Origin of the sequence: Micromonospora sp. NPDC052213, assembly GCF_040679695.1 — a bacterium.
Lineage (GTDB): Bacteria > Actinomycetota > Actinomycetes > Mycobacteriales > Micromonosporaceae > Micromonospora.
In genome coordinates this window covers 47,750-65,861 of record NZ_JBFAVI010000008.1, presented here as the reverse complement: position 1 = coordinate 65,861, position 18,112 = coordinate 47,750, and the positions used below count along the sequence as shown (strand labels likewise).

At 72.8% G+C, this 18,112-nt stretch carries 13 protein-coding genes and 1 tRNA gene; 5 read left to right on the top strand and 9 right to left on the bottom strand.

Annotation, left to right across the window (positions count from 1 at the left end; all coding sequences use genetic code 11):
* Positions 1-39 precede the first annotated feature (39 nt).
* Complete coding sequence (gene rho, locus AB0L34_RS04140; protein WP_363701726.1) at positions 40-2,082, bottom strand: transcription termination factor Rho; 2,043 nt, start codon at positions 2,080-2,082, stop codon at positions 40-42.
* A gap of 294 nt (positions 2,083-2,376) precedes the next feature.
* On the bottom strand, positions 2,377-3,321 hold the full coding sequence (gene thrB, locus AB0L34_RS04135) for a homoserine kinase (RefSeq protein WP_363701724.1): 945 nt from the start codon (positions 3,319-3,321) through the stop codon (positions 2,377-2,379).
* A gap of 139 nt (positions 3,322-3,460) precedes the next feature.
* On the opposite strand from thrB, the gene AB0L34_RS04130 reads away from it, so the two are divergent.
* A complete protein-coding gene (locus tag AB0L34_RS04130; protein WP_363701722.1) occupies positions 3,461-3,994 on the top strand; it encodes a hypothetical protein in 534 nt (177 codons plus the stop codon).
* Positions 3,995-4,006: 12 nt separating this feature from the next.
* On the opposite strand, the gene AB0L34_RS04125 is transcribed toward AB0L34_RS04130, so the two are convergent.
* The 6 genes from AB0L34_RS04125 to argS form a co-directional block, all read right to left on the bottom strand.
* A complete protein-coding gene (locus tag AB0L34_RS04125; RefSeq protein ID WP_350703628.1) occupies positions 4,007-5,251 on the bottom strand; it encodes an MFS transporter in 1,245 nt (414 codons plus the stop codon).
* 115 nt (positions 5,252-5,366) lie between these two features.
* Positions 5,367-8,642, bottom strand: a complete 3,276-nt coding sequence (locus tag AB0L34_RS04120; RefSeq protein ID WP_363701719.1) for an efflux RND transporter permease subunit — start codon at positions 8,640-8,642, stop codon at positions 5,367-5,369.
* 126 nt (positions 8,643-8,768) lie between these two features.
* Positions 8,769-9,818 (bottom strand): threonine synthase, encoded by a 1,050-nt coding sequence (thrC, locus tag AB0L34_RS04115; protein WP_350703632.1) that lies wholly within the window; start codon positions 9,816-9,818, stop codon positions 8,769-8,771.
* A gap of 116 nt (positions 9,819-9,934) precedes the next feature.
* The gene (locus AB0L34_RS04110; protein ID WP_357459600.1) at positions 9,935-11,248 is read right to left on the bottom strand and encodes a homoserine dehydrogenase; all 1,314 of its coding nucleotides are present in this window, start codon (positions 11,246-11,248) and stop codon (positions 9,935-9,937) included.
* Between the two features lie 8 nt (positions 11,249-11,256).
* Positions 11,257-12,642, bottom strand: coding sequence for a diaminopimelate decarboxylase (lysA, locus tag AB0L34_RS04105; RefSeq protein WP_363701717.1), 1,386 nt, complete (start codon positions 12,640-12,642; stop codon positions 11,257-11,259).
* Between the two features lies 1 nt (position 12,643).
* Positions 12,644-14,308 carry an arginine--tRNA ligase gene (gene argS, locus AB0L34_RS04100; RefSeq protein WP_363701715.1) on the bottom strand — a complete coding sequence of 555 codons (1,665 nt, stop codon included), beginning with the start codon at positions 14,306-14,308 and terminating at the stop codon, positions 12,644-12,646.
* Between the two features lie 100 nt (positions 14,309-14,408).
* Here argS and AB0L34_RS04095 point away from each other — a divergent pair, with 100 nt between their 5' ends.
* From AB0L34_RS04095 to AB0L34_RS04080, 4 genes are all read left to right on the top strand, one after another.
* The gene (locus AB0L34_RS04095; protein ID WP_363701713.1) at positions 14,409-15,224 is read left to right on the top strand and encodes a DUF3105 domain-containing protein; all 816 of its coding nucleotides are present in this window, start codon (positions 14,409-14,411) and stop codon (positions 15,222-15,224) included.
* Between the two features lie 23 nt (positions 15,225-15,247).
* Positions 15,248-15,898 (top strand): DUF305 domain-containing protein, encoded by a 651-nt coding sequence (locus tag AB0L34_RS04090; RefSeq protein ID WP_363701756.1) that lies wholly within the window; start codon positions 15,248-15,250, stop codon positions 15,896-15,898.
* Between the two features lie 210 nt (positions 15,899-16,108).
* Complete coding sequence (locus AB0L34_RS04085) at positions 16,109-16,801, top strand: winged helix-turn-helix domain-containing protein (protein WP_350679090.1); 693 nt, start codon at positions 16,109-16,111, stop codon at positions 16,799-16,801.
* Positions 16,802-17,010: 209 nt separating this feature from the next.
* Positions 17,011-17,085 (top strand) — tRNA-Arg (locus tag AB0L34_RS04080).
* A 277-nt stretch (positions 17,086-17,362) separates the two neighbouring features.
* On the opposite strand, the gene AB0L34_RS04075 is transcribed toward AB0L34_RS04080, so the two are convergent.
* Entirely contained in the window at positions 17,363-17,884 is a 522-nt protein-coding gene (locus tag AB0L34_RS04075; RefSeq protein ID WP_363701711.1) for a hypothetical protein, read from the bottom strand.
* Positions 17,885-18,112 lie beyond the last annotated feature (228 nt).

The window sequence follows — 18,112 nt, the reverse complement described above, 5'->3', positions numbered from 1 at the left end:
GGTGGCCGTGCCCTTCTCGTCGGTCTCACCCGGGGAGGGTCACTCCCCCGGCGTCGACTTGGCGATCTGCATCAGGAACTCGATGTTGGTGCGGGTCTGCTTGAGCTTGTCGAGCAGCAGGTCCAGCGCCGCCTGCGAGTCCAGCGAGTGCAGCACCTTGCGGAGCTTGTGGATGATGGCCAGCTCCTCCGGCGCGAGCAGGATCTCCTCCTTGCGCGTGCCGGACGGGTGGATGTCGATGGCCGGGAAGGTGCGCTTGTCGGCGATCTTCCGGTCCAGCTTCAGCTCCGCGTTGCCGGTGCCCTTGAACTCCTCGAAGATGACCGTGTCCGCCATGGACCCGGTCTCCACCAGCGCGGTGGCGAGGATGGTCAGCGAGCCGCCGTTCTCGATGTTGCGGGCCGCACCCAGGAAGCGCTTCGGCGGGTAGAGCGCGGTGGAGTCGATACCACCCGACATGATCCGGCCGCTGGCCGGCGCCGCCAGGTTGTACGACCGACCGAGCCGGGTCACCGAGTCGAGCAGCACGACCACGTCGTGGCCCAGCTCGACCAGGCGCTTCGCCCGCTCGATCGCCAGCTCCGCCACCGTGGTGTGGTCCTGCGGCGGACGGTCGAACGTCGCCGCGATGACCTCACCCTTCACCGACCGCTGCATGTCGGTGACCTCTTCGGGGCGCTCGTCCACCAGCACCACCATCAGGTGGCACTCCGGGTTGTTGTGCGTGATCGCGTTCGCGATGGCCTGCAGCACCATCGTCTTGCCCGCCTTCGGCGGCGACACGATCAGCGCGCGCTGGCCCTTGCCGAGCGGCATGACCAGGTCGATCACCCGGGTGGTGAGGATGTGCGGCTCGGTCTCCAGCCGCAGCCGCTCCTGCGGGTAGAGCGGGGTGAGCTTGTAGAACTCCGGCCGGCGCTTCGCCTCGTCCGGCTCCATCCCGTTGATGGTGTCCAGCCGCACCAGCGGGTTGTACTTGTCCCGCCGCTGCTCGCCGTCGCGCGAGGCGCGCACCGCACCGGTGATGGCGTCACCGCGCCGCAGACCGTACTTCTTGATCTGGGACATCGAGACGTAGACGTCGTTCGGGCCGGCCAGGTAGCCGGTGGTCCGCACGAAGGCGTAGTTGTCGAGCACGTCGATGATGCCGGCCACCGGGACGAGCACGTCGTCCTCGCCGACCTGCGGCTCGCGCCCGCCCTCGCCGCCGCCCTCGGCCCGCTCGCCACGGCCGCGGCGACGGTCCCGGAACCGGCTGCGCCGGCCGCGCCGGCCGCCGCCCTCGCCGTCGTCGTCACCGTCGGCGTCGCGCTCGGCGCGCTGGCCCCGGTCGCCCCGCTCGTTGCGGTCGCCCCGCTCGGCCCGCTCGGCGCGCTCGTTGCGGTCGCCACGCTCGCCACGCTCGGCACGCTCGTTGCGATCGCCCCGCTCGCCGCGCTCGGCACGCTCGCCGCGCTCGGCACGCTCAACGCGCTCGCCACGCTCGCCGCGCTCGCCACGCTCGGCACGCTCAACGCGCTCGGCCCGCTCGCCACGCTCAACGCGCTCGGCACGCTCGCCACGCTCAACGCGCTCGGCACGCTCGCGGCCACGGCCCTCGCCCCGGTCGGCACGCTCGCCGGCCTCGGCCTCCTCCGTGCGGGTCTCCGCGGGACGGGCCTCGGCAGCCCGCGCCTCGGCGGCGGCGGCCCGGCTGCGCCGGGTCCGGGGACGAGCCTCGGTCTCGACGGGCGCCGGCTCCGCCGGGGCCTGCTCCGCGGCCCGCCGCTCGGCCTCGGGCCGCTCGGTGGTCTCGCGGACCTCTTCCCGGGCGGGAGCGGCGGCGGCCGCGACCTCGGCCCGCGGTCGAGGGGTCCCGGCGGTGGCGCCGCCCTGCCGCTCGGAGATCGCGCTGATCAGCTCGCCCTTGCGCATCCGAGCCGTGCCCGAGATGCCGAGCGACGCAGCCAGGCTCTGCAGCTCCGGCAGCAGCATCGCCGACAGGCCGGTGCCGCTGCGCCGACGACGGGCGGGGGCGGCGGCGGTGGTGGCATCGCCAGCGACGTTGGAAACATCCGACGTCACGTCGGTGGTGTCGCTCAATGGATTCCTTCCCTCGATAGGCCGGGACTGCCCGGGGTCGAAACAAGGTGGCCGGGCGGCCTCGGTGCACCCGCCTCGCATGGACGCGTCGCGGGAGTCTGTGACACAGCAGCCGGTCGGTTTCCCGACTCACCGACGTCGGTGAGCAGGTCTCGCCGTCTGCGGCGACCTGTGAAGACTGCGGTGCGGCGTGGGCCTAAGCAGGGGTGACGGGCTGACCGCCGAAAGCTTCGGGGGTGCGCCGACCCGCAGGAAGATCGCATGCTTCGCGGCTGTGCTAAGTCTAGAGCGTAATCAACTCTTCCGACCTGCGGCAACAGGGTCCCGCTCCGCGTGTCCGAGTCTACCCCGGGCAACCCGTGCTCCGTGCCCGTCCGGGTCCAACCGCCAGACCTGCCAGTCTGTTCCCGGATCATAGCCTTCCGGCAGCCCGTCCAGGGCCAGGACGGTCGGCCCGGCCCCACTGATCACAGCCGCCACACCGACCTCACGCAACGCCCCGACCAGCGCGGCGCTGCCCGGCATCCCCTCCGCGCGGTAGTCCTGGTGCAGCCGGTCGACGGTGGCCGGCAGCAGCAGCGCCGGCTCGGCGGTCATCGCGTGCACCAGCAGCGCGGCGCGCCCGGCGTTCAGCGCCGCGTCCCCGTGCGGCACGGTGGCCGGCAGCGCGGCCCGCGCCGCCGCCGTCAGGCCGCGCTCCTGAGGCACGAAGACCGTCGGCCGTACGCCGGCGGCGACCGGCAGCGACACCGCCCGGGCCCCGGACGGCTCCGTCCAGGCCAGCGTGAAGCCACCGAGCAGGCAGGGCGCCACATTGTCCGGATGGCCCTCGATCCCGGCGGCGAGCCGCAGTGCGGCGTCGTCGTCCAGCCGGGTCTCCCCGTCGGTCACCAGCGCCCGGGCGAGCAGCACGCCGGCGACGATCGCGGCCGACGAGGAGCCCAGCCCCCGGGCCTGCGGGATGCGGTTGACACACTCCACCGCCAGGCCCGCCGGCTGGCCGCCCAGCGCCTCGAAGGTCGCCCGCATGGCGCGCACCACGAGGTGCCGGTCGTCGGTCGGCAGCTCCCCGGCGCCCTGCCCCGTCACGACCACCGTGACGCCCCCCGCCGTGACCTCGGCGGCCACGTCGTCGTAGAGGGCCAGGGCGAGCCCCAGGGCGTCGAAGCCCGGCCCCAGGTTGGCGCTGGTGGCGGGAACCCGGACCCGGACCGGACCGGAGGCGAATGTCGTCGGCACCGGCTCATGCTAGGGCTCCGCACCGACGTCGCGGCCGTCCACCCGCCCGGTGGGACGGGGCCGCCGCCGCCACCGCGTGGGTGATCCGGCCCGGCGCTGTTCCGCTAGCCTGACCCGACCGACGACGACGGGAGGCAGAGTGCTCGGACACCTGGCGACGACGCTGGCCACGCAGGCGCCCACGATGCTGGTGTTGCTGGTCGGCCTCGTGCTGACCGTGGCGGCGGGGCGGCGGCTGCCCCGACGGCCCCGGCTGCTGGCCCTGTTCGGCCTCGGCGTGCTGCTCGTCAGCTCGGTGCTCACCCTCGCCTGGATCCTGCTGGCTCCCGGCCTGATCGACGGCAGCTTCGGATATTCCGACGGCGCCGACTTCGGGTGGCGCGAGTTCCAGGTGGTGAACACGGCGTACAGCGTGGTGATGGCCGTGGCGTACCCCCTCGGGCTGGGCCTGGTGATCGCGGCGGTGCTCGCCGGGCGGCGGGCGACCGGCACGGCGGCCGCCCCCTCGGGCGGCTGGCCGCCCGCCGGGCCCGCACCGACCCCCGGGCCCGCGCCGACCGCGGCCGGGCAGCCCGCGCCGGGGTGGCCCACGGCGGTCCCCGGCCACGCGCCGACGCAGTGGGACGGCCTGACCCGGCCGGACGCGCCCATGGGCGGGGCGGGACAGCGCTGACCGGCGGGCGGGTCAGCGGGCCGGGGTCGGGTCCGGCTCCGCGACCGGGTCGGTGAGGGAGAGCCGGCGGGTGGCGATCCGCCAGCCGACCGCGTAGACCAGCGTGACCAGGCCGCAGCCGGCCAGCACCACCCGCTCGTCCACCGTGTCCACCACGGCCGCCACCACGAGCTGGCTGACCGAGATGGCCAGGGTCGCCAGCATCATGTCGGTGGCGAAGACCCGGCCCCGCAACCGGTCGGGCACCTCGCCCTGGAGGGCGAAGTTCGACATCACCCAGTTGCTGCCGCCGGCGAAGTGGGCGACGAAGACCAGGGCCAGCACCAGCGGGAACCAGTCGACGACCGAGATGCCGAGGTAGGCCAGGCCGTAGAGGGACATGGACAGCGCCAGCCCGGACAGCAGCCAGGCCCGGTTGTTCAGCACCCGACGCATCAGGATCGGCCCGACCAGCGCACCCGCCCCGCGGACCGCGAAGAGCAGCCCGGTGCCGACCGGTCCCACGCCGTACACCGCGGCGAGCAGCGGGAAGACCGTCAGCACGCCGTTGCCCAGGCCGACCGCGCTCTTCACGGTGACCAGCCCCAACACCCTCGGCCGGTGCCCGATGTAGCCCAGCGCCTCGCGGATCGCCGCCCAGGTCTGCTGCGCCGGTCGTCCGGCGTCGCGCGGGGCCTGCAACGGCCGGCGGATCAGCGTGGCCAGGCCCGCCGCGGCCGCCAGGCCGACCACCCCCACCCAGAAGCAGGCGTACGGGCCGACGGCGGCGCTGAGCACGCCACCGAGCGAGGCGCCGACGATGGTCATCGTGCCCCAGGCCGACCCGGCGACGGCGTTGCCCGCGGCCAGCTCGTCGGGGTCGAGGACGTTGGGCAGGGCGGCCTGGGCCGCCGGGGAGTAGAACGCCTTGGCCACCGCCACCACGCCGATCCCGACCATCGCCAGCCAGGCCGTGCCGGCGCTGCGCACCCCGAGCAGCAGGAGCACGCCGAACAGGGCCGCGACGTTGGCCGCGATCATGATCTTGCGCCGGTCGAACCGGTCGGCGACCGTGCCCGTGTAGGGCAGCAGCAACGCCACGATGCCGGTGTCCACGGCGAGCACCAGGGCCCCCCACACGCCGCTGCCGGTCAGGTCCGGCAGGAGCACCAGCAGCGGCACCATGACGAACCAGTCGGCACCGAAGACCACCAGCTCGGCCAGGACGAGGTTGCGGAAGTTCCGGTTGCGGGCGAGGACCGAGAAGGTGGACGGCACGTCCGGACCCTACCGGGCGGTGGCCGGCGCGCCACGGCGTCCGGCGGGTACCTGACCGAACGCGGACGCCCCCGGCGGGCGGGACCGGCCGGGGGCGCCCACGGACGTACGGGTGCTACTCGGCCGGTGGCAGCGGCGACCTGCGGCTCTTCGGCAGCCGCAGCACCTCGAACTGGTCCGTGCCGTCCACCAGCGCGGCCGACGGCGCCGGCCGGGCGGCCCCCTCCGCGCCGGCCGACGGCGCCGCGGGCACCGGGACCGGCCCGCCGGACCGCTCCGTCCCGGCGTCCCGGACGCCGGCGGCGGGGACCGCCGGAGTCTCGCCGCCGGACCGGCTCGCCCGCCAGGAGCGGATGCTCTCCTTGGCGTGCTCCACCATCGTGTAGAGCGTCGGCACCAGGATCAGGGTCAGCAGCGTCGAGCTGAGCAGACCGCCGATCACCACGATCGCCAGCGGCTTGGAGATGAAGCCGCCCTCCCCGGTGAGGCCGAACGCCATCGGCAGCAGCGCGAAGATGGTGGCGACCGCGGTCATCAGGATCGGCCGCAGCCGGCGCCGGCCGCCCTCGACCACCGCCTCCCGGACCCCCATGCCCTGCGCCCGGTACTGGTTGATCAGGTCGAGCAGCACGATCGCGTTGGTCACCACGATGCCGACCAGCATGAGCACGCCGATCAACGCCGGCACGCCCAGCGGGGTGCCGGTGGCCAGCAGCAGGCCGATCGCGCCGGTCGCCGCGAACGGGATGGAGATCAGCAGGATCAGCGCCTGGGTCAGGCTGCGGAACGTCGCCACCATGATCAGGAAGACGATCGCGATGGCCGCGAGCACGGCCAGGCCCAGGTCGGCGAACGCCTCCTCCTGGTCGGCGCTGACGCCGCCGATGGCGAAGGTCGCCCCCGGAACGTCGATGGCGTCCAGCTTCCTCTGCAGCTCCTGGGTGGTGGCGCCGAGGTTGGAGGCGGTGGCCGTACCGGTCACCGAGACGCTGCGCTCACCCTCGATCCGGGTCACCTGCTGCGGCCCCTCGGCCACGGTGACGTCGGCGATGTCGTCCAGCTTCACCGGCCCCACCGGCAGCGCGCGCAGCTCCTCGACGGAGACCGGCACCTTGCCCGCGAACCGCAGCACCACGTCCCGCTGCCCGCCGTCCAGGGTCACCTGGCCCAGCGGCGCACCCCGGAACGCCTGCGCCACCAACTGGCCGACGGCGGCCTCGGTGAGCCCGGCCCGGCCGGCGGCGACCCGGTCGACGGTGACGTCGACGCGCGGCACCCGGGTGGCGAGGCTGGTGGAGACGTCCGCCACGCCCGCCACCCCGGCCATCGCCGCCCGGACCTCCTCGGCTGCCCGGCTCAGCGACTCCGGGTCGGTGGCCTGGACGACCACCTCCAACTGGTTGGCGGCGGCCCCGCCCTGTCCGGCCCCGAAGCTGACCTCGCCGACGGCCGCGCCGAGCGCGTCGATCTCCCGGCGCAGGACCTCCCGCATCTCCTTGGCGTCGGTCTCGCCGCCGAGGGCCAGCGACCAGGTGGCGACGTTGTTGCCGCCGCCCGCGAACGGGTTGTCCCCGCCGCCCGCCGTCACCTGGTACGTCTCGATGCCGTCGGTCCGCTCCAGCACCGCCTCGATCTGGCGGGCCGCCGCGTCGGTGCCGGCCAGCCCGGTGCCCGCCGGCAGCTCCTGCGTCATGCTCAGCGTGTCCTGGCCGGAGTCGTCGATGAAGTTGGTCTCCAGCTGACGGGACAGGCCGAACGTGCCGAACAGCACGAGCACGCCGAGCCCCAGGGTGATCCAGCGGGTGGCCCGCTTGCGGGTGGCGAACCCGATCACCGGCAGGTACGCCCGCTGCAACGGGCTGCGCAGTTCCTTCTCCTCCGCCGCCCGGCGCACCGCGGCGTCGTCCACCGTGCCGCCGGAGGGCTTGAGGAACCAGTACGCGAGCACCGGGATGACGGTCAGCGAGACCAGCAGCGAGGCGAGCAGGGCCACGGTGACGGTGATCGCGAACGGCGCGAACAGCTGCCCGACGAAGCCGCCCACCAGCGCGATCGGCGCGAAGACGGCCACCGTGGTGAGGGTGGACGCGGTCACCGCGCCGGCCACCTCGCGGACGGCGGCGAGGATCGCCTCGCGCTTCGGCTCGCCGTACTCCAGGTGCCGCTTGATGTTCTCCAGCACGACGATCGAGTCGTCGACCACTCGGCCGACCGCGATGGTGAGCGCGCCGAGGGTGAGCAGGTTCAGCGAGTAGTCGCCGATCCAGAGCGCGATCAGGGCGACCACCACCGAGAGCGGGATGGAGACCGCGGTGACCACGGTGGAGCGGATCGACAGCAGGAAGACCAGGATGACGATGACGGCCATGACCAGGCCCAGCAGGCCCTCGGTGGTCAGGCTCTCGATGGACTTCTCGACGAACGGCGCCTGGTCGAAGACCACGGTCAGCTCGGCGCCGGAGGCCTCCCGCAGCTCGGCCAGCCGGTCCCGGATCTCGTGGGAGATCTCCACCGCGTTGCCGTCGGGGGCCGCGGTGACGGCGATGCCGAGGCTGTCTTTGCCGTTGGTCCGGGTGAGCGCGGTGGCCGGGGCGAGCTGCTGTTCGACGGTGGCCACGTCGCCGAGGCGGACCGGGGCGGCCTTCCCCGCCGCCGGCGCGACGACGATGCCGCGCAGGTCGTCCAGCGTGGCGAGCGGGGTGCCCACCTGCACCGGCAGGGCCCGGGTGCCGTCGGCCACCGCGCCGGCCGGCACCGTCACGCCGTTGGTCTTCAGCGCGGCGCCGATCGCGGCCGGCTGGAGCTTCGTCGCGGCCAGCTTCGCCGGATTCGGGGTGACCACCACGACGTCGTCCCGGGCACCGGTCACGTCGACCGACCGGACCCCCTCGATCGCCTCCAGCTCCGGCACGACCGCCCCACGCAGCTTCTCCGCGAGGGCGCGCTGGTCGGCGCCGCCGGACGCGGCGAGCACCACGGCGGGCAGGTCGTCCGTGCTGCCGGCGATGACCTGCGGGTCGACCCCCTCGGGCAGCTGCGTGTCGATCCGGTTGAGCGCGGTCTCCATCTTGTTGACCACGTCGTCCAGGTCGGTGCCGAACTCGTACTGCACCTGGACGGTCGTCGAGCCCTCACGCGAGGTCGAGGTGACCCGGTCCAGGCCGGGGATGCCCTGGAGGCTGTTCTCGATCGGCTCGGTGACCTGCGACTCGACGACCTCCGGGCCGGCGCCCGGGTACGCCGCCACGATGAACGCGGCCGGGAACTCCAGCGACGGCAGGAGTTGCTGCTTCAGCGACGGCACGGCGAACGCTCCGAACGCCGTGGTCACCACCGCGATGAGGGCGATCAGCCCTCGATTGGCGAGGCTGAATCTGGCGAGCACCGACATCGGCGTGGCTCACTCCTGGAGAGAGGACGGTTGCGGGGCGGAAGAAGTCTCCCGCACCGGCTGCGGCGCACACCGGCCGCCCCCGCTCCCGGTCCCGCCCACAGGACGGGCCGGTTCAGGCGTGGTTCAGGCCAGGTCGAGCGAGCGGGCGGCGGCCAGCGGGTCGTTGGCGATGGTGATCGGAGCGGGAGCGGTGGAGATGGCCCACTCCGGGTCCTTCAGGCCGTGCCCGGTGACCGTGCAGACGACCGTCGAGCCGGCCGGGATCCTGCCGGCGGCGGCCTGCTGGAGCAGGCCGGCCACGCTGGCCGCGCTGCCCAGCTCGACGAAGACCCCGACCTCGCGGGCCAGCAGCCGGTACGCGGCCAGGATCTCCCGGTCGGTGACGGCGGCGATCAGGCCGCCGGAGGAGTCCCGGGCGTCCAGCGCCCTGGTCCAGCTCGCCGGGTTGCCGATCCGGATCGCGGTGGCGATCGTGGACGGCTCGCGGACCACCTGGCCGGTGACGATCGGCGCCGCGCCGGCCGCCTGGAAGCCGTACATCTTCGGGGCCCGGGTGGCGTTGCCGTCCCGCAGCTCCTCCGAGTAGCCCATCCAGTAGGCGGAGACGTTGCCGGCGTTGCCGACCGGCAGGCAGTGGATGTCGGGCGCGTCGCCGAGCGCCTCGACGATCTCGAACGCGGCCGTCTTCTGGCCGTGCAGCCGGTCGATGTTGACCGAGTTGACCAGGGCGACCGGGTAGTCCTGGGCGAGCTTCGCCGCCAGCGACAGGCAGTCGTCGAAGTTGCCCTGCACCTGGAGCAGCTTCGCGCCGTGCACCAGCGCCTGGGCCAGCTTGCCCAGCGCGATCTTGCCCTGCGGCACGAGCACGGCGCAGGTCAGGCCGGCGCGGGCCGCGTACGCCGCCGCGGACGCGCTGGTGTTGCCGGTGGAGGCGCAGATGATCGCCTTGTTGCCGGCCTCGACCGCCTTGGAGACCGCGAGCGTCATGCCCCGGTCCTTGAACGAGCCGGTGGGGTTGGCCCCCTCCACCTTCAGGTGGACGTCGCAGCCGAGCCGGGCGGAGAGCACCGGCGCGGGCAGCAGCGGGGTGTTCCCCTCGTGCAGGGTCACGACGGGCGTGACGTCGGTGACCGGCAGCCGGTCCCGGTACGCGTCGATCAGACCCCGCCACATGTCGCTCTCCTCGCTCTATCGCCCCGCTGGGCCGGGGGCACCGTCAGCGTGGACCAGCCTGCCCGGCCCGCCCGCGGCGCACCCGTCGTTAACCACCTGGCGAGACGCGAACGCCGTCACGCCCCGCCCTCGACCCGCAGCACGCTCGCCACCGACCGGACGATCTCCAGCCCGCGCAGCTCGCCGACGGTGGCGGCGAGCGCCGCGTCCGGGGCCACGTGGGTGACGATGACCAGGTCAGCGTCCTCGCCCCGGCCGGCCGCGTCGCCACCCGCCGGGCCCTGCCGCACCGTGGCGATCGAGACGTCGTGCCGGGCGAAGACGCCGGCCACCGCCTCCAGCACGCCCGGCCGGTCCGCCACGTCCAGGCTGATGTGGTAGCGGGTGAGCGCCTCCCCCATCGGCCGCACCGGCAGGTCGGCGTACGCGGACTCGCTGGCCGAGCGCACCCCGGCGAGCCGGTTGCGGGAGACCGCCACCACGTCGCCGAGGACCGCGCTGGCGGTCGGCGCGCCGCCGGCGCCCCGCCCGTAGAACATCAGCTGCCCGGCCGCCTCGGCCTCGACGAAGACCGCGTTGAACGCGTCGCCGACGCTGGCCAGCGGGTGGGTCAGCGGGATCATCGCCGGGTGCACCCGCACGCTGACCGTCTCCCGGCCGGCGGCGTCGGCGCCCCGGGCGGCGATGCAGAGCAGCTTGATGGTGCAGCCCATCGCCTTGGCGCTGGCCACGTCGGCGGCGGTGACCTCGGTGATGCCCTCCCGGTGCACGTCGGCCGCGCCGACCCGGGTGTGGAACGCCAGCGAGGCGAGGATGGCCGCCTTGGCCGCCGCGTCGAAGCCCTCCACGTCGGCTGTCGGGTCGGCCTCGGCGTACCCCAGCTCGGTGGCCTCCTCCAGCGCCTCCGCGAAGCCGGCGCCGGTGGCGTCCATGGCGGAGAGGATGAAGTTGGTGGTGCCGTTGACGATGCCGGTGACGCGGTTGATCCGGTCCCCGTGCAGCGACTCCCGCAGCGGGCGCAGCAGCGGGATCGCCCCGGCGACGGACGCCTCGTAGTAGAGGTCGCCGCCGCCCTCGGCCGCCGCGTCGTGCAGGGCCGCGCCGTCCTCCGCGAGCAGCGCCTTGTTGGCGGTGACCACGCTCTTGCCGGCCCGCAGCGCCTCGACGAGCCAGCTCCGCGCCGGCTCGATGCCGCCGACCACCTCGACCACCACGTCGACGTCGTCGCGTTTGATCAACCCGAGCGGGTCGGTGGTGAACAGCGCGGGGTCGACCGGGAGGTCGCCCCGGTCGCGGCCGAGACGGCGTACGGCGATGCCGGCGATCTCCAGCGGGGCGCCGATCCGGGCGGCGAGGTCGGCCGACTGCTCGTGCAGCAGCCGGACCACCTCGCTACCGACCGTGCCGCAGCCGAGCAGCGCCAGGCGCACAGGTGACGTCATCCCACATCCAATGCGAGCAGGTCCTCTTCGGTTTCCCGCCGGACGATCAGACGTGCCTGGCCGGCCCGCACCGCGACCACGGGGGGCCGGGGCACGTGGTTGTAGTTGCTGGCCATGCTCCGGCAGTAGGCGCCGGTGCCGGGCACCGCGACAAGATCTCCGGGCTGCACGTCGGCGGGCAGGAATTCATCCTTCACCACGATGTCCCCGGACTCACAATGCTTTCCCACCACGCGGGCGAGCATCGGCTCGGCGGCCGACGCCCGGGAGGCCAGCGTCGCGGAGTATGACGCGTCGTAGAGCGCGGTGCGGATGTTGTCGCTCATCCCGCCGTCCACGCTCACGTACGTCCGGATCCCGTCCACGTCCTTGACCGTGCCGACCTCGTAGAGGGTGAACACGGCGGGCCCGACGATCGCCCGGCCCGGCTCGATCGACAGGTGCGGCACCGCCAGCCGCTCGGCGGCGCACTCGGACTCGACGATCCGGCGCATCCGCTTCGCCAGGTCCTGCGGCGCGGCCGGGTCGTCCTGGGTCGTGTACGCGATGCCGAAGCCGCCGCCGAGGTCCAGCTCGGGCAGCTCCACCCCGCGCGCGTCGCGGATCTGCGCCTGCAGGCCGAGCACCCGGCGGGCGGAGACCTCGAAGCCGCTGGCGTCGAAGATCTGCGAGCCGATGTGCGAGTGCAGGCCGCGCAGCTCCAGCACGCCCTCGTCGAGCACGCGGAAGGCCGCCTCGGCCGCCGCCCCGCCCGCGAGGGAGAAGCCGAACTTCTGGTCCTCGTGGGCGGTGGCGATGAACTCGTGGGTGTGCGCCTCGACGCCGACGGTGACGCGGATCATCACCTTCGGCCGGACGCCCCGCTCCCGGGCCAGCGCGGTGAGCCGGTCGATCTCGTGGAACGAGTCGAGGATGATCCGCCCGACCCCGGCGTCCAGCGCCCGGGCCAGCTCGCCGACCGACTTGTTGTTGCCGTGGAAGCCGATCCGCTCGGGCGGCATCCCGGCCGACAGCGCGGTGGCCAGCTCGCCACCGGTGCACACGTCGAGGTGCAGGCCCTCCTCGGCGATCATCCGGACCACGGCACGGCAGAGGAACGCCTTGCCCGCGTAGTAGACGTCGACGCCGTCGAAGGCGGTGCGGAAGTCGCGGCAGCGCGAGCGCAGGTCGTCCTCGTCGAGCACGTACACCGCCGTGCCGAACTCGGCCGCGAGGTCGCCGACGCCCAGCCCGGCCACGGTCAGCACCCCGTCGCCGCCGCGCGTCACGTTGCGCGGCCAGAGCTGCGGCACCAGCGCGTTGACGTCGACCGGCGTACGCAGCCACGCCGGCCCCCGGCTGCCGATGTCCCCGTGCAGGGCACCGGCCTCGTGTGCGCGCATGTCACATCCTCTCGGGGGCGGAGACGCCCAGCAGGCGCAGCCCGTTGGCGATCACGGTGCGGGTGGCGTCGTTCAGCCAGAGCCGGGCGTGGTGCAGGTCGGTGGCCTCCTCGTCGCCGCGCGGCAGGATCCGGCACTCGTCGTAGAACCGGTGGTAGGCCCCGGCCAGCTCCTCCAGGTAGCGCGCCACCCGGTGCGGCCCCCGCAGCTCGGCCGCCGTGGCGACCACGGCGGGGAACTCGGCGAGCGCCTTGAGCAGCTCGTTCTCCTTCTCGTGCCCGAGCAGCTCGGGACGGAACGCCTCGGCGTCGCCCCGGGTCAGCCCCACCTCGGCGGCGTTGCGGCCCACGCTGGCCGTCCGGGCCGCCACGTACTGGACGTAGTAGACCGGGTTGTCGCGGGTGGCCCGGGTCCACAGCTCGACGTCGATGTCGATCGGGGAGTCGCTGGAGTAGCGGGCCAGCGCGTAGCGGGAGGCGTCGACGCCGATCGCGTCGACCAGGTCCTCCAGGGTCACCACCGTGCCGGCCCGCTTGCTCATCCGGACCGGGGCGCCGTCGCGGACGAGGTTGACCATCTGGCCGATCAGGATCTCCAGGTTGCGCTCCGGGTCGTCGCCGAAGCACGCGGCCATCGCCTTCATCCGGCCGATGTAGCCGTGGTGGTCGGCGCCCAGCATGATCACGACCCGCTCGAAGCCGCGCTCGCGCTTGTCGAGGTAGTAGGCGCAGTCGGCGGCGAAGTACGTCCACTCGCCGTTGGACTTGCGCAGCACCCGGTCCTTGTCGTCGCCGAAGTCGGTGGTGCGCAGCCAGGTCGCGCCGTCGCTCTCGAACACCCGGCCCTGCGCGCGCAGCCGCTCGAGGGCGAGGTCCAGCTCGCCCCGGTCGTGCAGGTCCTTCTCGTTGAAGTAGGTGTCGAACTCCACCCCGAAGCCGCGCAGCGAGGTCTTGATCTCCTCGAACATCAGCGCGACGCCCTCGACCCGGAAGATCTCCTGGGCGGCGGCGTCGTCCAGCTCCCGCACGTCCGGACGGATGCCCCGGACCGCGTCGGCGATCTCGGTGATGTACGCCCCGGCGTAGCCGTCCTCGGGGGCCGGCTCGCCCTTCGCGGCGGCGAGCAGGGAACGGGCGAACCGGTCGATCTGGGAGCCGGCGTCGTTGAAATAGTATTCCGTGCCGACGTCGGCGCCGGTGGCGCGCAGCAGCCGGCTGAGCGCGTCGCCGACGGCCGCCCAGCGGACGCCGCCGATGTGCACCGGGCCGGTCGGGTTCGCCGAGACGAACTCCAGGTTGATCCGCTGGCCGGCGAGCCGCTCGCTGCGGCCGTACTCCTCGCCGGCCTCGACGATCGTCCGGGCGAGCTGGCCGGCGGCGGCCGCGTCGAGCCGGATGTTGAGGAAGCCCGGGCCGGCGATCTCCACCGACTTGACCCCCGGGGCCCGCCCGAGCTGCTCGGCGAGGGCGGTGGCCAGCTCGCGCGGCGGGACGCCCACCTTCTTGCTGAGCTGGAGCGCCAGCGTCGAGGCGTAGTCGCCGTGCTCGGGGTTGCGAGGTCGCTCCACCGCCGTGGAGTCCGGCAGTGCGGAGCGGTCCAGGCCCCGCTCGGTGAAGACGGCGTGGGCTGCGGAGAGGACGACCTCGGCGAGTTCTGCGGGAGTCACCGATCCATGTTATCGGGGGTAGACTCGGTCCCCGCGGCGGCGACCCAGAGTGTGAAACCGGCCCGCCGGATCCCCTGACCGACCGACCTGACGAGGCACGATGAGCATCAGCACTCCGGGTGGCCCCGAGCGCCGCCCGACCACGGTCAGCACCGGCAAGAAGCCGGCGGCGGGCCGGCCGGCCGCGGGCGCCGGCAAGGCCGGGTCCGGCAACGCCAAGGCCGGGGCCGGCAAGTCGACGGGTCCCCGCCCCGGCGCCGGGGGCAAGGGCCGCAAGCCGGTCACCCCGGTGAAGGTGAGCCAGGGTCGTTCCTGGGGCCCGATCGCGCTCTTCGTCGCCGTGGGCGTGCTCGCCGTGTCGATCATCGGCTACGGCGCCTGGGCGTCGTTCCAGGGCGCCAAGCCCTGGGAGGACCGGGCAGCCGACATCCAGGGCATCGTCAACTTCCGCGAGAAGGACAAGGAGCTCGTCTCGGGCGGCAACCACCAGACCGGCCCGATCACCTACTCGATCCTGCCGCCGGTGGCCGGCCCGCACAACGCGGCCTGGCAGAACTGCATGGGTGACGTCTACGACGCCCCGGTCGCCAACGAGCACGCGGTGCACAGCCTGGAGCACGGCACGGTGTGGATCACCTATCGCCCCGACCTGCCCGCCGACCAGGTGGCGAAGCTGACCGAGAAGGTGCAGGGCAAGGAGAAGATGATGCTCAGCCCGTTCGAGGGGCTGGACAAGCCGATCTCCCTGCAGGCCTGGGGCTACCAGCTCAAGGTTGACAAGGCCGACGACAGCCGGATCGACGACTTCATCAAGGCGCTGCGGGTCAACGCCTCGATCGAGGGCCCGACCGCGCTGTGCAGCCAGGGCATCACCGCCACCGGCACCGCGCCGCGTGACGGCAACCAGATGGGCTGAGGAGAACGATGAGCACCCCGACCATGATCGATACCGCCGAGCCGGCCAGCCCCGCTCCGGAGGAGGGGCGGCCGTCCGCGCGCCGCTGGGGCACCGCCGCGCTGGCTCTCGCCGTCGTGGTCGGGCTGCTCCTCGGGTACGCGGGCGGCCTGCTGACGCCCCGGTTGACCCGGCCGGGCGAGACCTCGGCGGAGGCGGGCTTCGCCCGGGACATGACGACCCACCACGCGCAGGCGGTGGAGATGGGCCTGGTCGCCTTCGACAGGGGCACGGACCCGGAGGTCCGCAGCATCGGCGGCGACATCGCCACCGCCCAGCAGGGTGAGCTCGGCATCATGCAGGCGTGGCTGCGCTCGTGGGAGCTCGACCCGGCGGGCAGCGAGCCGTCGATGTCGTGGATGCCCGACGGCACCGGAATGGTCAAGAACGGGCTGATGCCGGGCATGGCCACCCCCGAGGAGATGGCGAAGCTGCACGCGGCCGAGGGCCGGGAGCTGGACGTCCTGTTCCTGCAAATGATGATCAAGCATCACCTGGGCGGCATCCACATGATCGACGGCATCCTCGAGGCCAGCGACGAGCCCGACGTGGTCCGGACGGCCCAGACCATGAAGAACACCCAGCGCAAGGACCTGACCAACCTCCAGAACGCGCTGAAGCGCCTGGGCGGCTGATCCAGTCCCCACCGCACCGCTCATCCGTCGAGAGGTCCGCGTCGCGCCGGTTCACCCCGGCCGGCCCGGACCTCTCGCCGTTCCCGCCGGAGCCTATGCCCGGTTTGGCAGTATACGCGAGCTGAAGACCGGTCCGACCGATTACCTCACTAAGGGAGTTTTCTCCACACATATCGTGACCAGTTGCGATTCGGGCTCGTTGCGCAGGACGTGGGGGTTGCACTGAGAGACGCACGGCGTTCGGTCACCAGCTGGTGCCGACGCCACACCATCGGCGGTGACGGGGCGGTGGCAGCCGTCCGTCGCGGACAGCGGCAGGGCGAGCCGGGAACGCTCAGCCGCGAACAGGAACTCGAACTGATCGACGTCCTGCGGGGCGTCTACCCCGACGAGCTGGGCCTGGACGAGGAGCTGTGGACGCGGCAGAGCCTGCACACGCTCATCCAGCGCCGCTTCGAGCTGCCGATGGACGCCGGGGCGGTCGGGGCGTACCTGCGGGCCTGGGGGTTGGGCCCGCGGGAGCCCCGGGAGCGGGCCTGCGGGCTCTGCGTGGGCGCGGTGGAGCGCTGGGTACGCAGCGAGTACCCGGCCATCACCCGGGCCGCGCAGGAGCACCTCGCGGAGGTCTACTGGATCGGCCGGGTACGCCTGCGCGGCACCATGCCGGCGGCGGACGTCATCTCCGCCGTCTCGTCCCGCGGCCGGGTGCGCTTCATGATCACCACGCCGTCGGTCGACCCGCCGCTCCCCCGCGACTTCGTGCTGCGGCTCAGCGGCGAGGAGCAGCGGACGGTGCACCTGATCGTCGACGGCTCCTGGCCCCGCAACGAGTGGCCCCGCCGGCTGCCCCGCCGCATCGTGCTGCACCCGCTGCCCAGTTGCGGCCGCGCCGTCGCCGCCTGAGCGGGCGCGGCCAGCGAGACCGTGCCGACCAGCCTGACCGGGCTGGTCAGCCCGACCGGAGTCGGCCGGCCCGACCGGGCCGACCAGCCTGAGCGGGCCGACCAGGCGTTCCGGGCCCGCCCGCACCCTGGCCCGGCGACACGGACTCGATCATCCGATACCGATTCGGCGTTCCGGGGAGGCGTTTGCTAGTCTTCTCAAGTCGCTGAGCCCCCGTAGCTCAGGGGATAGAGCACCGCCCTCCGGAGGCGGGGGCGCAGGTTCGAATCCTGCCGGGGGCACCATCGATGAGCACCACGAAAGGCCGCTGACCAGGCAACCCGGTCAGCGGCCTTTGTCGTGTGTCCGGCCGTCGGCGACGGCGGCGGGCGTCTGTGCCGAAGTTCCGGCGCGCCCCCGGCCACGGCCGAACGCTCTCCCGATGCCATCGGGATCTCCAGACGGGACGGACCGCACACGAGTGCCGGGCCTCCCATCAACCGGGACCGCGCACGTCTCCGCGGGTGATCCGCCGGCCGACCCGTGTCGGCGCACCCGGCTGCACACCTGTTCGGTTCAGCACTACTCGACAAGCCGATCGTCGATAAACTGCATCCGCTTCAGGATCTTCCCTTCCTTGCTCTTGTCATAGATCGAGTATCTTTTCTGCGGATCGTCGTCCGACCAAAGTATCGATACGATCAGATCGTTCTTGTGATGCTCCAGCCGATCCGTGTCCAGGTAACCCTCATCAGGCTGCCAGTCCCTCGGCAGGTCGCCGCTCTCCCGGTAGAAGTACATGTAGAAGGCCCTGACCTTGCCTTCTGCCACCTGGGCCTCCCCTTCGATCGGGTGAGCCTTGGCGTACTCCTCGACCAGCTCTTTCAGTTCCACCAGACCTCCGGGTGGATTCAGGATCATGTAGTGCTTCCTGACAGTCACCACCCGCTCGTCCGGCTTACCGAAGACTTCCTCCGTGTTGTCGATCTCGAAGATCTTCGTCTCCCCGCCTGCTTCCTCATTCTTCATGCATCCGGACAGGCTCGATGAGACGAGAAGCGCACCAACAATCAGGGCCAGCACCTTCAGATTGGCCTTGACCACTCAACTCCCCCTCAAATGGCAGTTCGTTCCCGTCAGCAACCGCCGGGGCCACTTCGGCCGCCCGCACGGCGGCTTGTCGAAGGAAACCACGAGGCATGACACGACGGCGAAGGCGGCGCGGAGCCGCCGTGAACGCGAGGCGAGGGCAACGCGATCATGAGCGAGAGAGTACCTACCGGATCATGGTCGCCACAGGGCGAGTACATCGGCCGGAGGCGGGGCACAGGT

Excerpts from the sequence above, each read along its gene's own strand:
- thrC (WP_350703632.1), bottom strand. The coding sequence starts at position 9,818 with ATGTGGCGGGGTCTGATCGACGCGTACCGGGACCGGCTGCCGGTCACC.
- AB0L34_RS04120 (WP_363701719.1), bottom strand. The coding sequence starts at position 8,642 with ATGTCGGTGCTCGCCAGATTCAGCCTCGCCAATCGAGGGCTGATCGCC.
- AB0L34_RS04095 (WP_363701713.1), top strand. The coding sequence starts at position 14,409 with ATGAGCATCAGCACTCCGGGTGGCCCCGAGCGCCGCCCGACCACGGTC.
- AB0L34_RS04090 (WP_363701756.1), top strand. The coding sequence starts at position 15,248 with ATGATCGATACCGCCGAGCCGGCCAGCCCCGCTCCGGAGGAGGGGCGG.
- lysA (WP_363701717.1), bottom strand. The coding sequence starts at position 12,642 with ATGCGCGCACACGAGGCCGGTGCCCTGCACGGGGACATCGGCAGCCGG.